Raw genomic sequence first — 12,158 nt, 5'->3', positions numbered from 1 at the left:
TTCTGCCTCACACGAGGCATCCAGCTTTGGCGCGGGGTGGAGCAGCCCGGTAGCTCGTCAGGCTCATAACCTGAAGGCCGCAGGTTCAAATCCTGCCCCCGCAACCAACTTCTCAAACGAGCCCCGACGTTTCCGCGTCGGGGCTCGTTTGCGTTCCCGCGCTCTGTACGTCGCGCGGCCGGGGCTTAGACCGCGGCTCCTGCCGCCTTGCCCGATCGACACGCTAACCCCCGGTGGCCAGAAATTGCCCTTCCGCTGGGTACACCCAACTTCGGTATGATTGCGCAGCTATTCCCGCGAGGCGCAGGAGGCCCTTCCTTGCCGAAGGAACGTTTGATGGCCGAGAAGACGAAACACGTAGATGGTGTTGCCCCCTATGCAGGACCCGCTGGTGGTTGGGGCGCCCTGCGCGCCGTAGCGGTCGCCGTTAAGGCGGAGATGGGCGCGAGTTCGAACACGCTGGCCCTCATGCATCTCAACCAGCCGGACGGTTTCGATTGCCCAGGCTGCGCGTGGCCTGACCCCAAGCACAGCTCGTCTTTCGAATTTTGCGAAAATGGTGCCAAGGCGGTCACTTGGGAGGCGACTGCCAAGCGGGTGGATCCTGAGTTCTTCGCATCCCACACCGTGTCTGAGCTGTGGAATTGGTCCGATCACGCGTTGGAAGAAGCGGGGCGCCTTACTCATCCGCTCCGCTACGATGTGGACAGCGATCGATTCGTCCCGACCGGGTGGGACGAGGCGTTCGCGCGGGCAGGAACCATCCTTCAGAATCTGGAGACGCCCGACCAAGCCGAATTCTACACCTCCGGACGTGCTTCGAACGAGGCGGCGTTTCTGTACCAGCTGTTCGTGCGTTCCTATGGCACTAACAATTTCCCCGACTGCTCGAACATGTGCCATGAGGCCACCAGCGTCGGGCTGCCCCAGTCGATCGGGGTCGGCAAGGGCACGGTGACGCTGGACGACTTCGACCATGCCGATGCGGTGTTCTGCATCGGGCACAATCCCGGCACCAATCATCCCCGCATGCTAAGCACGCTGCGCGAAGTTTCGCGGCGAGGCGCTCCGATCGTAGCGATCAATCCTTTGCGCGAACGCGGGCTCGAGCGGTTTCAGAACCCACAGTCGCCGGTCGAGATGCTAACCAATGGCGCGACGCCGCTGGCATCCGCCTATCACCTGGTGAAGGTCGGTGGTGACGTTGCCTTGCTCAAGGGCGTGATGAAGGCGTTGGTGGCAGCGGATCGGCGCCTGCGTGCCGAGGGTGGACCCGGTCTGCTCGACGATGCGTTCATTGAGCAGCACACGGTGGGGTTGGAGACGCTGCTCGCCGATCTCGACTCCCTGACATGGCCGGAGCTGGAACGCCGTTCGGGCCTAACGCGTGACGCCATGGAGAGCATCGCCGATTTGTACGGCCGGTCGCAGCGGGTGATCATCTGCTACGGAATGGGGATCACCCAGCATCGCCACGGCACAGAGACCGTGCAACAAATGGCGAACCTGCTGCTGCTGCGCGGGAATATCGGTCGCGAAGGGGCCGGCATCTGCCCGCTGCGCGGCCACTCCAATGTGCAGGGTGACCGCACGGTCGGGATTACAGAGATACCCACCGAGGACTTTCTGGAGCGCCTCGACACGACTTTTGGGATTACCAGTCCGCGCACCCACGGCCATAACGCCGTTGAGGCGGTCGCAGCGATGCGGGATGGCCGCGCCAAGGCCTTCATCGCGCTGGGCGGGAATTTTGCCGCGGCGATGAGCGATCCACAAACGACCTTCGCGGGCTTCAAGAATCTCGACCTCAACGTCCAGATTTGCACAAAGCTCAATCGTACCTGCCTGCTAACCGGCGGCGAGACCCTGATCCTGCCCTGTATCGGCCGAACAGAGCAGGATATACAGGCGGGGGGCCTGCAGGCGGTAAGCGTTGAGGATTCCATGTCGATGGTGCATGCCTCGCGTGGCTTTCTGAAGCCGGTGTCCGAGGACGTGCGCTCGGAACCTTCCATCATCGCTGGTCTCGCCAAGGTCACGGTGCCTGGCGCGCCGATCGACTGGGACCTGCTGATCGGTGACTATGATCGCATTCGCGACGGGATCGAGGCCGTCTTCCCGGACTTCGCGGATTTTAACCGGCGTGTGCGGGTGAAGGGGGGCTTTCGCTTGCGGGTCGGCGCTTCGGACCGGGAGTGGGACACGCCCGACGGCAAGGCGCACTTCCTCGTCTATTCCTCGTTGCAGGAGGATCCGCCGGTATCGGAGGACCTGTTGACGCTCACCACCATTCGCAGCCACGACCAGTATAATACGACCATCTATGGGCTGAACGATCGCTATAGAGGTGTGCATGGCCGGCGCGATGTCGTTTTCGCTAATCAGGAAGATCTGGATCAACTCGGGCTCGCACATGGCGATCTAATCGATGTCGTCTCGGGTGACCGCGTGCTGGCGCGCCAGACGATCCTGGCCCACACGATCGCGCGCGGTTCGTTGGCGGCCTATTATCCTGAGGCGAATTGCCTGCTGTCGCTTGCAGATTACGATTCGCGTAGCGGTACGCCCTCGTACAAGTCGATCCCGGTCCGGCTTCGGCGCGCTTCGGAAGTCTAGGGGCTGCGGTGCGCGCTTCTCCGGGCGCGCACGATCAGCGGCACCATAGGGCGCCCCTGGCCAGGTGCGGCCTCGGGCAGGGGCCGGGGGGAAGCGGCGCGCCCGATTGCCAGAGCCCCAGTTTTCGCTGGATGGTCGGCATTTCGGAATCGAGCACGGCCAGCATGTTGCCGTCGCCATATCGGGTCGCGCTGCGGTAGCGTAGCCGCTGAGTGTAGCGGTTCGCGGGATCGAGGCGGGACACGGTTACCCAGAAGGCGAAGGGAGCATCCTGGGTTGGCTCGGCCGAGAGTATGGCGCCACGCAATGGGCCCGTCTCGACATAGCGGATTTCCTGGTTGTTGTTCCGATTGGTCCGCTTCTCATAGGCGATCACGAAATCGTCGGCCGTGCGATCATAGGCGAGCGCAATTGTTGCAGTCCGTTGGTCTCCGTTGATGCTTTTCAGGCTCGCCAACCGGAGCAGCAACAGCGGATGTCCGGCTGAAGGAAACACGATTTTCACGACCTCCAGGTAATGTGGTTCAGAAAAGAGATCCGGCCGTAGGTCGACCGTCAGTGCGCGCCCGAGGATCGGCGAACAGCTTTTGCCCTGGTCACGGCTGAGGCAAAGGCGCAGGGGGCCTGGCACGGTATCGTCGTCGGTGATCGGATCCCGAATGTCCGGCGCTTGCGTGCTCGTGAAGGTCCAGTGCGAGCGGGTTCCGAACGGCTTTGCGAGATCTAGGGGGTAGTGCTGCGGAGGTTGTGCGGTCGCGGCCGCGCCCGGCATGCTTGTCGCGATCAGCATCAGCACTCCGGCGATGATGCATCGAATCCGTACACCCATCGCGTTCCCTCCTTGCAACTGCCCCGGCTACCGTCCTTGATCGCGATTAGCCACCAAGTCCGATCATGCTGATCTGCCGCCCATAATCCGCCTCCCCCCGATGGGTTGCCCGGCGGAAGCTGAAAAAGCGATTCTCGTTTGCATAGGTATCGAGTCCGAGTGCTTCGATCATGCGCAGCCCTGCCAGGGCGAGGCGATGGACGACATAGGCTTCCAGGTCGAACTGAAAATGCTGGGGACGGCCATCTGCGAAGAAACGCTCATTAGCCGGATCCTGCTCGGCGAAGCGGCGGAAGAAATCGCTATCGACCTCGTAGCTCGCGCGGGCAATGCAGGGGCCGACCGCAGCTGCGATTCGTTCGCGGCGCGCACCTAGTGCCTCCATCGCCTCAATGGTCGAATCGGTCACGCCGGCGATCGCGCCCTTCCAGCCAGCGTGCGCCGCGGCGACAACTCCGGCCGCCCGGTCGGCGAACAGTACCGGGGCGCAATCAGCGGTGAGAACTCCCAAGGCGAGCCCCGGCCGATCCGTAACCAACGCGTCCGCACGCGGGCGCAGGGCTTCGTCGAAGGGCGAGACAATAGTCACCGCATCGGCAGAGTGGACCTGGTACACGGTGGCGAGCCGCGCGCTCGGCAGCACTGCCTCAACCGCACGCCGACGATTCTCGGCAATGACATCCGGTTCGTCGTTCGAGCCGGTGCCGACGTTCAGTCCCGCGACGACGCCCGTCGAGACGCCGCCGAGGCGTCCGAGAAAGCCGTGCGGCACGCCTTCCAGCGCGCGAGCATGATTTACTTCCACCCCGCTCACAGCTGCCGCCGCATAAGCCGATCCTCATCGGCGTGGTTGCCTACCATGAAGGTGTAGGGTCCGCGATCCTCGAAGCCGTATCGTTGGTAGAAGCGCTTGGCCCGGTGGTTGTCGATATAGACGGAGAGCCAGAGCTCGCCTGCGCCGCGGGTGCGCGCGGTGGCGAGCGCCCAATCCATCAGCGCTTGCGCGGCGCCGCTGCCCTTGGCGCGCTCGCGAAGATAAAGCTGGCGAAGCTCCATCGCGGGACCATGCGGATTGGCAGGAAGGCTGATCGGACCGAGCTTGCAATAGCCGATAATGCCGTCGGCATCCTCCACGACGCGAAACGCGAAGGTGGGATCGGCCAGCTCGGCTACCCAGCCGTCGACCGAAAATTTGGCAAAAAAGCTGGCCAGGTTTTCTGGTGCGTAGAGATGCGCGAAGGTCGCCGAAAAGCTTTCGCGGAACAGCGCGTCTATCGCGGCCGCGTCGGCAGGCGTGGCATCGCGATAGATCATGCGAACCCCGCCGGCACCGGCCAGCCCGGCGCAGTGAGCGCGAGTACCTTGAACAGCGAACCCATCTGATCGTCGGCTACCAAGCGGTTGCGATCGGCGGCGATGGCGTCGCCGTGCTGGGGCGAGGTCCGCGCAAGCGCTCGGGCGCGCTCGTCGATGCCGAGAGCCTTCAGGAAATCGCCCTGCGTGACCGGTCCGTGGACCGTCAGTCCCTCGGCTTCCGCCGCTTCCTTGAGCGTGCCGAAATCGACATGTGCGGTGAGGTCCGCCTCGCCGGGCGCGTCGAAGGGGTTGGCGAAAGCGTGGCCGCGTACTGCCTGCAGGGTGTCGCCGATGGCCGGACCTTCGTAGCCATAATCGAGGATCAGCGCCGCGCCCCCCTGCGCCAGCAGCCGCTGGGCAAGTGCGCGCAGCAGTGACACGCTGGCGGGCGACGTCTCGAGGATCGAACCGGGGGCAGCGTCGCGCAGGGATGGCGGGATGACGGCGTCGAAACCGCGATCGCCGGTGACCGGGAGAAACAGCGTATCCTGACAAGCAACCAGCCGCTCGCGCCAGCCCTGCGCCGTATGCACCAACTGGCGGATCGGCAGCGCGTCGAAGAATTCGTTGGCTACGACGAGCAAGGGCGCGTCGTCGGGCAGGCCGACCGGATCGAGATGCCATTCCGCCTGCGGTACCCGCTCCTTCTGGGCGGCACGCAGCACCGGGCTGGCTTCGAGGAAGTGGACCGGCGGTGCGAAGCCGGCCTTGTCCATCGCCCGCAATGCATCGGCAGCGAGCGTGCCGCGACCTGGCCCGAACTCGACATAACGTGCCGCCTCCGGGCGTCCCGCGCGATCCCACAGGTCGGCCAGCCAAAGGCCGATCAGCTCGCCGAACATCTGGCTGATCTCGGGCGCGGTGGTGAAGTCGCCGCGCGCGCCCAGCGGATCGCGCGTGCCATAATAGTGCGCGTTGGCCGCGCCCATGAACTGTGAGAGCGGGATCGGTCCGGCGAGCGTGATCGCCCGCGCGAGCCGCTCGGGCAGCGCCGGCTCGGCGGCATTGTCGCGGCGTTCGTCGGGCCGGGCGTTGAGTGGGTTGGTCATGCCGGCCAATTCAGGCGACGCTCGGCCCGGTGATCGCCTCGACCCGCTTGCGGCGCGCGGGGGCGGTAGCGATCAGGTACAGGCCGCCGGCGATCATTGGCAGGCACAGCCACTGGCCCATATGCAGACCGGTCAGATCGACCAGCCACACGAGCTGGCGATCGGGCTCGCGGAAGAATTCCACGAAGAAGCGGCACATGCCGTAGCCCAGCAGGAAGATGCCGGTGAGCTTGCCCGGCTGGTAGCGCGAACCCGTGCGCCAGAAAAAGAACCACAGCACCGTGAACAGCAACAGGCCCTCTAGACCCGCTTCGTAGAGCTGGCTGGGATGGCGGGCCGGCTCAGGGATGCCGGCGGGCACGGTGCCGCGGAACACGATCGCCCAGGGCACGTCGCCGGGCTTTCCCCAGAGCTCGCCGTTCACAAAATTGGCGAGGCGGCCGAAGAACAGGCCGAAAGGCGCGCAACAGGCGACATAATCGTGGATGCGGAGCCAGTTGAGCTTGTGCTGCCGCGCCAGCCAGACAATCGCCAGCGAGGTGCCGAGTACGCCCCCGTGGAAGCTCATCCCGCCCTCCCAGAGCATCAGGATTTGCAGCGGGCTGTAGAACATCTCGGGTGCGTAAAAGATCACATAGCCGAGCCGGCCACCCAGGATGATGCCAAGCGTCGCGTAGAAGACGAGGTCGTCGGCATGGCGGCGGGCCATCGGCGCGCCAGGTGCCGCGAGCAGCTTCATCAGATACAGCCAGCCCAGCAGGATGCCGCTGATATAGGCCAGGGAATACCATTTGATCTGGAAGAAGCCGAGATTGATCGCCACCGGGTTTAGGTGGAGATCGGCGAAATGAAGATGTCCGCCGGCAGCGGCAAGCAGGGTGGGCAGCACGTTATATCCCCGGCGTGAAAAGCAATCGCCGCCCGCGATAGAGCCAAAATGCAGCAAACCCAAGGGGGAGCGATCATGCTGATCGAAAGCCCATGCTGGCGCGGGCGCGCGTGCCGCGATAGAGCGGGCCGATGGCTGGCAAATCCACACCCCGCATCAGGCTCGATCGGCGCAGGCTGTTGATCGGCGGCGGGGCCGGACTCGGGCTGGTCATCGCTTGGGGCCTCTGGCCGCGCAGCTATGCACCCAACCTCACGGCGGGCCCCGGCGAGAGCCTGTTCGGAGCATGGCTGAAGATCGGCCGCGATGGCCAGATCCGCATCGCGGTGCCGCAGGCCGAGATGGGGCAGGGCGTCTACACCGCGCTTCCGCAGATACTTGCCGACGAGCTGGGCGCGGACTGGAAACTGGTCGGCGTCGAGCCCGCGCCGCTTAACCCGCTCTATGCAAATCCGCTGGCGGCGCAGAGCCTGTTCGCCGCCACGCTGGGTGCGCTGCCGGAAAAGGTGCAGCGCAGCCACGCGGCCCGCGCGGACCTGATGCTTACCGCCTGCTCCACCTCGGTGCGCGCCTTCGAGGAGGATCTCCGCCAGGCGGGTGCGGCGGCGCGGGTGCTGCTGTGCAAGGCGGCGGCGCGGCGTTGGAGTGTAGACTGGCAGGCGTGCGGCACGGCGGGCAGCACAGTAATCCATGGCAGCCAGCGACTGGGTTTTGGCGAACTGGCGGAAGCGGCGGCCCGCGAAAAGGCCCCGGCGCGCCCGCCGCTGCGGGGGGGCGATGCCGGCCGCCTCTATGGTCAGCAGTTGCCGCGGCTCGACGCGCCGGCCAAGATCGACGGCAGCGCCAATTTTGCCGGCGATGTGCGCCTGCCCAACATCGTGTTCGCCGCGATCCGCCAGGGACCGATCGGCGACACGGAACTGGTCCATGTCGATCGCGCGGCAGCCAACTCCGTGCGTGGCATGCTTTCGATCGTCACCACCAAGCAATGGGTAGCAGCGGTGGCGAGCAACTGGTGGGCGGCCGAGCGCGCGCTGCAGGCAATGCGGCCGCGTTTTCGCAATCCCGCGGCGGTGGTCAATGACGACTCGATCGGCGCCGCCTTGGACGCTGGGCTGGAAGGCGACGGCGTCCGCATCGAGGCGAAGGGCGATCTCGCCGGCGACTTTCGCGGCGCACGGGTGGTGACGGCAGACTATCGTGTCGGCCTCGCCCCGCATGTGCCGCTCGAGCCGATGACCTGCACCGCCGATTATGCCCATGATCGGCTGTCTCTGTGGCTGCCCACCCAGGCGCCCGGGCTTGCCCGTGCCGCAGCCGCGAAGGCGCTGGGGATCGATCCAGCGCGGGTTACGGTGCACGCGATGCTCGGCGGCGGCTCGTTCGGGGAGAAGCTCGAAATCGATGCGGCTGCGCAGGCGGCGCTGATCGCGCAAGCGGTGGGCCGGCCTGTGCAACTGACCTGGCCGCGAGATGAGGACCTTCGCCGCGATCGTTTTCGGCCGGCGGCGAAGGCGCGCCTGACCGCCAAGCTGGGGCAGGACGGTACCATTTCCGCTTGGCTCGCAAAGATAGCGGCGCCTTCCACCGGCCGCGAACTGGCGGCCCGGCTGCTCGCGGGCGATGTAGTTGCGGCGGCAGCGCTGGCCATGCCCGGCAAAGGAGATCCGTCCGCGGTCGAGGGTGCCGCGCCGGTCTATGCCATTTCTACGCTTGCCATCGATCACCATCCGGCGGAGATCGGCGTGTCAACCGGCTATTGGCGCTCAGGTTCGCACAGCTATACCTGTTTCTTCGCCGAGAGTTTCGTCGACGAACTTGCCCATGTCGCCAATCGCGATCCCCTGTCGTTTCGTATGGCGATGCTGGGCAACCAGCCGCGCCTTGCGCGCTGCCTGCAAACGGCGGCTCAACTGGGCGGGTGGCAAGGGGGCGAGCCGGGCAGCGGCCAAGGCCTTGCGGCGCATGTCTTTCGCGGATCCTACATTGCGGTGATGGCCGAAGCGCATCTGACGGCGCAGCGCGAGATCGTGGTCGAGCGGCTGGTGGCGGCGGTGGATTGTGGGCGGGTGGTCAATCCCGATCTCGTTCGGCAGCAGATCGAGGGCGGGCTGTTGTTCGGCCTGAGCGCCGCACTCGGCACGGCGGCTACGTTCAGCGAGAATATCGCCGATGTACAGAGCCTTGCCGATCTCAACCTGCCAACGCTGGCGAACACGCCGGACATCACCGTCGAGATCCTGCCCAGCGGATCGGATCCCGGCGGGGTAAGCGAGCTCGCCGTGCCGCCAACCGCGCCCGCCATCGCCAACGCGCTGCAGACCGCCACCGGCACGCGGTTCCGCCGCCTGCCATTGCTATCGGACACCGAATGACGCCTCCAGACAATCATCCCAAGATACCACCTCTCCGCGTGGGGGTGCTTCTGGTCAATCTCGGTACCCCAGATGCGCCCGATGCCGGATCGGTGAAGCGCTATCTTGGCGAGTTCCTGTCGGATCGCCGGGTGGTGGAAATCCCGCCGCTGCTCTGGCAGCCGATCCTGCGCGGCATCATCCTGCGCACCCGGCCGAAAAAGTCCGCGCATGCCTATCGTCAGGTGTGGCGGGAAGACGGCTCGCCGCTCGCCGCGATCACGAAGGCGCAGTCGCGCGGGCTGGCGGGCGCGTTCGGGCCGGACGTCACCGTCGTGCATGCGATGCGCTACGGTTGCCCGGCGATCGGCGAGCAGATCGCGGCGCTGCAGGCGCAGGGATGCGAGCGCATCCTTGTCGCGCCGCTCTATCCGCAATATTGTGCGGCGACGACCGCAACCGCCAACGACGTGGCCTTCGCCGCGCTGATGGCGAAGCGCTGGCAGCCGGCACTGCGGACGTTGCCGCCTTATTATGACGATCCGGCCTACATTCAGGCTTTGAAGGCCGGCGTGGAGGAAGGGCTCGCCGGCCTCGACTTCACCCCCGATGCGGTGATCGCCAGCTTCCACGGCATGCCACAGCGGACACTGGAACTGGGCGACCCTTATCATTGCCATTGCCGCAAGACCGGGCGGCTGCTTGGCGAAGCGCTGGGGCGGGAGCTGATCGTCACCTTCCAGTCGCGATTCGGGCGCGCCAAGTGGCTGGAGCCGGCAACGGACACCACGCTCGCGGCGCTGCCGGCGGAGGGCGTCCGCCGCGTCGCGATCGTCGCGCCAGGTTTCTCGGCGGACTGCCTCGAAACATTGGAGGAACTGGCGATCCGGGGTCGCGAGACATTCCTCGAATCCGGCGGTACCGATTTCGCATATTTGCCTTGTCTCAATGATAGCGCCGCGGGCATGGAGTTGTTGAAACATATCATCGGGCGCGAACTTGCCGGCTGGGTGAACCCCGCCTAGCCAATTCTTGGTTTGACTGTGGAGAGGAAGGCACATGGCACGAGTAGCGATCGTCACCGGCGGCACGCGCGGGATCGGCGAGGCGATCAGTTTGGCGCTCAAGGATGCCGGGATTACCGTCGCGGCGAATTACGCCGGCAATGACGAGAAGGCTGCAGCCTTCACCGAACGCACCGGCATCAAGGCCTATAAGTGGGACGTGGGCGATTTCGACGCCTGCGCCGCCCGCGTCCAGCAGGTGGAGGCCGAACTCGGCCCGGTCGACATCGTGGTGAACAATGCGGGCATCACCCGCGACGGCACCATCCTGAAGATGACGCGCGACATGTGGGAAGACGTGATCCGCATCAATTTGGGCGGCTGCTTCAACATGGCGCACGCCGTGTTCCCGGGTATGCGCACCCGGAAGTGGGGCCGGATCGTCAATATCGGTTCGATCAACGGGCAGGCCGGGCAATATGGCCAGGTGAACTATGCCGCCGCCAAATCGGGCATCCACGGCTTCACCAAGGCGCTGGCCCAGGAAGGCGCGCGATTCGGCGTGACCGTAAACGCGATCGCGCCGGGCTATATCGATACCGACATGGTCGCGGCGGTGCCGGCGGACGTGCTGGAGAAGATCGTGGCGAAGATTCCGGTTGGCCGACTCGGCCAGGCGCACGAGATTGCGCGGGCCGTGGCATTCCTCTGCGCGGAAGAAGGCGGCTTCGTCACCGGGTCGACGCTGTCGGTCAACGGTGGCCAGCACATGTACTGAGCACAAAAACAGGGGGGCCGGATCCTCGCGAATCCGGCCCCCGGCGTCTCTCGATACGCTACGCGAGAGCAAATGTACGCGTACAACTCGCTCTGATTAGAGCGGTTCCCTTGAGCGAACGCTGAACGAATTGGTTATTTCTCGTTCATCTTCGCACTTGCAGCACTATTCGGCTGCGCCCCAGCCGTTAAGAAGGGCGGATGCGCTTTCGGCTCCGCACCCTCGCCCTACCGCCGCTGGCGCTGTCGATCCTGTTCCTGTCCGCGTCGGGCAAGGAGCCGCGAACACCGCTGGGCACGCACCCGGTCGTATCGGCTACCCCCGTGCCGCTGGTGCCGGGGGATCCCACGCGCCGGACGATCGGGCGGCTCGACTATCTGGGCGGCGTACGGCTTACGAGCCCGGATCTGGGCTTTTCCGGTTTCTCCGCGCTGAGCGTGACCGGCGATCGCTTTACGCTGATGAGCGATCGCGGGAACGTGGTGCGGTTCCGTATGGGCGCCGACTGGCGCCCCCGGGAGCCGCACTTCATCGGCGAATTGCCGGCGGGCCCCGGCACCAGCGTCTACAAGTCGGATCGCGACAGCGAATCGCTGGCGCACGATCCGAAGACCGGTGCCTTCTGGGTCGGATTCGAATCGCACAACGCGATTTTCCGATATGATTCGACTTTCACCCGCGCCCCTGCACGCGCCTTCCCCAAGGCGATGCGAAACTGGCCGACCAATGGCGGCCCCGAATCGATGGTGCGGCTGGCGGATGGCCGGTTTCTCGTCATCGGGGAAACCGCGCGTCCGCCCGGTGGGCCGCTGGATCAGCGCGAAGTCCTGCTGTTCCCGCAGGATCCCACCATCGGCGACGTACAGCCGGTGCACCTCGCTTATGTGCCCCCGCCCGGCTATGATCCCAGCGACGCGGCAGTGCTGCCCGATGGGCGGCTGCTGGTGCTGGTGCGGCGATTCGCCGTCTCGTCGCTGTTCACGGTGAAGATCGAATTGGTCGACATTCGTGGCGCGCGTGCTGGGCAGGTATTGCGCGGCACCGAGATCGCCGATTTCTCCCCGCCGTTCCAGCACGACAATTTCGAAGGGCTGGCCGTGCAGCGCGAAGGCGATTCGCTCGTCTTGTGGATGATCTCCGACGATAACGAGCAATGGTGGGAGCAGACGCTGTTGCTGAAATTCCGGTTGAATCTCTAGCGCGGATCGACATTCGGGATTCCCAAACGAGCTGATCGCTGATTCATAGGCATCCGTGTTGAGACGCGGAGCAAGTGATGGCGG

Annotated in this window: 10 protein-coding genes and 1 tRNA gene; 6 read left to right on the top strand and 5 right to left on the bottom strand. The window is 65.3% G+C overall.

Going from position 1 to position 12,158, the window contains the following annotated elements; translation table 11 throughout:
• Nucleotides 1-30 precede the first annotated feature (30 nt).
• Together A7X12_RS19520 and A7X12_RS19515 are read left to right on the top strand one after the other, a co-directional pair.
• A tRNA-Met gene (locus tag A7X12_RS19520) sits at nucleotides 31-107 on the top strand.
• A gap of 229 nt (nucleotides 108-336) precedes the next feature.
• Entirely contained in the window at nucleotides 337-2,616 is a 2,280-nt protein-coding gene (locus tag A7X12_RS19515) for an FdhF/YdeP family oxidoreductase (protein ID WP_064313128.1), read from the top strand.
• A 34-nt stretch (nucleotides 2,617-2,650) separates the two neighbouring features.
• Here A7X12_RS19515 and A7X12_RS19510 read toward each other — a convergent pair whose 3' ends face one another.
• Genes A7X12_RS19510 through lgt form a run of 5 tightly spaced genes read right to left on the bottom strand, consistent with a single transcriptional unit; the run spans nucleotide 2,651 to nucleotide 6,739 of the window.
• Nucleotides 2,651-3,445: a hypothetical protein gene (locus tag A7X12_RS19510; protein WP_157105660.1), complete on the bottom strand. Its 795-nt coding sequence runs from the start codon at nucleotides 3,443-3,445 to the stop codon at nucleotides 2,651-2,653.
• Nucleotides 3,446-3,491: 46 nt separating this feature from the next.
• On the bottom strand, nucleotides 3,492-4,259 hold the full coding sequence (pgeF, locus tag A7X12_RS19505) for a peptidoglycan editing factor PgeF (RefSeq protein WP_064313126.1): 768 nt from the start codon (nucleotides 4,257-4,259) through the stop codon (nucleotides 3,492-3,494).
• Nucleotides 4,256-4,759, bottom strand: a complete 504-nt coding sequence (locus A7X12_RS19500) for a GNAT family N-acetyltransferase (RefSeq protein WP_064313125.1) — start codon at nucleotides 4,757-4,759, stop codon at nucleotides 4,256-4,258. Before A7X12_RS19500 ends, pgeF begins: the two co-directional genes overlap by 4 nt.
• Nucleotides 4,756-5,850 carry a class I SAM-dependent methyltransferase gene (locus A7X12_RS19495; RefSeq protein ID WP_198162105.1) on the bottom strand — a complete coding sequence of 365 codons (1,095 nt, stop codon included), beginning with the start codon at nucleotides 5,848-5,850 and terminating at the stop codon, nucleotides 4,756-4,758. Before A7X12_RS19495 ends, A7X12_RS19500 begins: the two co-directional genes overlap by 4 nt.
• A 10-nt stretch (nucleotides 5,851-5,860) precedes the next feature.
• Complete coding sequence (gene lgt, locus A7X12_RS19490; protein ID WP_064313129.1) at nucleotides 5,861-6,739, bottom strand: prolipoprotein diacylglyceryl transferase; 879 nt, start codon at nucleotides 6,737-6,739, stop codon at nucleotides 5,861-5,863.
• Nucleotides 6,740-6,870: 131 nt separating this feature from the next.
• Here lgt and A7X12_RS19485 point away from each other — a divergent pair, with 131 nt between their 5' ends.
• The 4 genes from A7X12_RS19485 (at nucleotide 6,871) to A7X12_RS19470 (ending at nucleotide 12,074) form a co-directional block, all read left to right on the top strand.
• Entirely contained in the window at nucleotides 6,871-9,114 is a 2,244-nt protein-coding gene (locus tag A7X12_RS19485; protein WP_064313124.1) for a xanthine dehydrogenase family protein molybdopterin-binding subunit, read from the top strand.
• Nucleotides 9,111-10,118 (top strand): ferrochelatase, encoded by a 1,008-nt coding sequence (gene hemH / locus A7X12_RS19480; protein WP_064313123.1) that lies wholly within the window; start codon nucleotides 9,111-9,113, stop codon nucleotides 10,116-10,118. The genes A7X12_RS19485 and hemH overlap by 4 nt, the downstream gene beginning before the upstream one ends.
• 34 nt (nucleotides 10,119-10,152) lie before the next feature.
• A complete protein-coding gene (gene phbB / locus A7X12_RS19475; protein ID WP_064313122.1) occupies nucleotides 10,153-10,875 on the top strand; it encodes an acetoacetyl-CoA reductase in 723 nt (240 codons plus the stop codon).
• Between the two features lie 200 nt (nucleotides 10,876-11,075).
• Nucleotides 11,076-12,074 carry an esterase-like activity of phytase family protein gene (locus A7X12_RS19470; RefSeq protein ID WP_064313121.1) on the top strand — a complete coding sequence of 333 codons (999 nt, stop codon included), beginning with the start codon at nucleotides 11,076-11,078 and terminating at the stop codon, nucleotides 12,072-12,074.
• Nucleotides 12,075-12,158 lie beyond the last annotated feature (84 nt).

This window comes from Sphingomonas sp. TDK1, assembly GCF_001650735.1.
In the GTDB taxonomy this organism is placed as follows: Bacteria; Pseudomonadota; Alphaproteobacteria; order Sphingomonadales; family Sphingomonadaceae; genus Sphingomonas.
Note: the sequence above shows the minus strand (reverse complement) of the source record. Positions and strands in the feature narration are given on the sequence as shown.

What these genes read in the sequence shown, in the direction of transcription:
- A7X12_RS19515 (WP_064313128.1), top strand. Translation starts at nt 337, where the DNA reads ATGGCCGAGAAGACGAAACACGTAGATGGTGTTGCCCCCTATGCAGGA.
- A7X12_RS19510 (WP_157105660.1), bottom strand. Translation starts at nt 3,445, where the DNA reads ATGGGTGTACGGATTCGATGCATCATCGCCGGAGTGCTGATGCTGATC.
- A7X12_RS19500 (WP_064313125.1), bottom strand. Translation starts at nt 4,759, where the DNA reads ATGATCTATCGCGATGCCACGCCTGCCGACGCGGCCGCGATAGACGCG.
- A7X12_RS19495 (WP_198162105.1), bottom strand. Translation starts at nt 5,850, where the DNA reads ATGACCAACCCACTCAACGCCCGGCCCGACGAACGCCGCGACAATGCC.
- A7X12_RS19485 (WP_064313124.1), top strand. Translation starts at nt 6,871, where the DNA reads ATGGCTGGCAAATCCACACCCCGCATCAGGCTCGATCGGCGCAGGCTG.
- hemH (WP_064313123.1), top strand. Translation starts at nt 9,111, where the DNA reads ATGACGCCTCCAGACAATCATCCCAAGATACCACCTCTCCGCGTGGGG.
- phbB (WP_064313122.1), top strand. Translation starts at nt 10,153, where the DNA reads ATGGCACGAGTAGCGATCGTCACCGGCGGCACGCGCGGGATCGGCGAG.
- A7X12_RS19470 (WP_064313121.1), top strand. Translation starts at nt 11,076, where the DNA reads ATGCGCTTTCGGCTCCGCACCCTCGCCCTACCGCCGCTGGCGCTGTCG.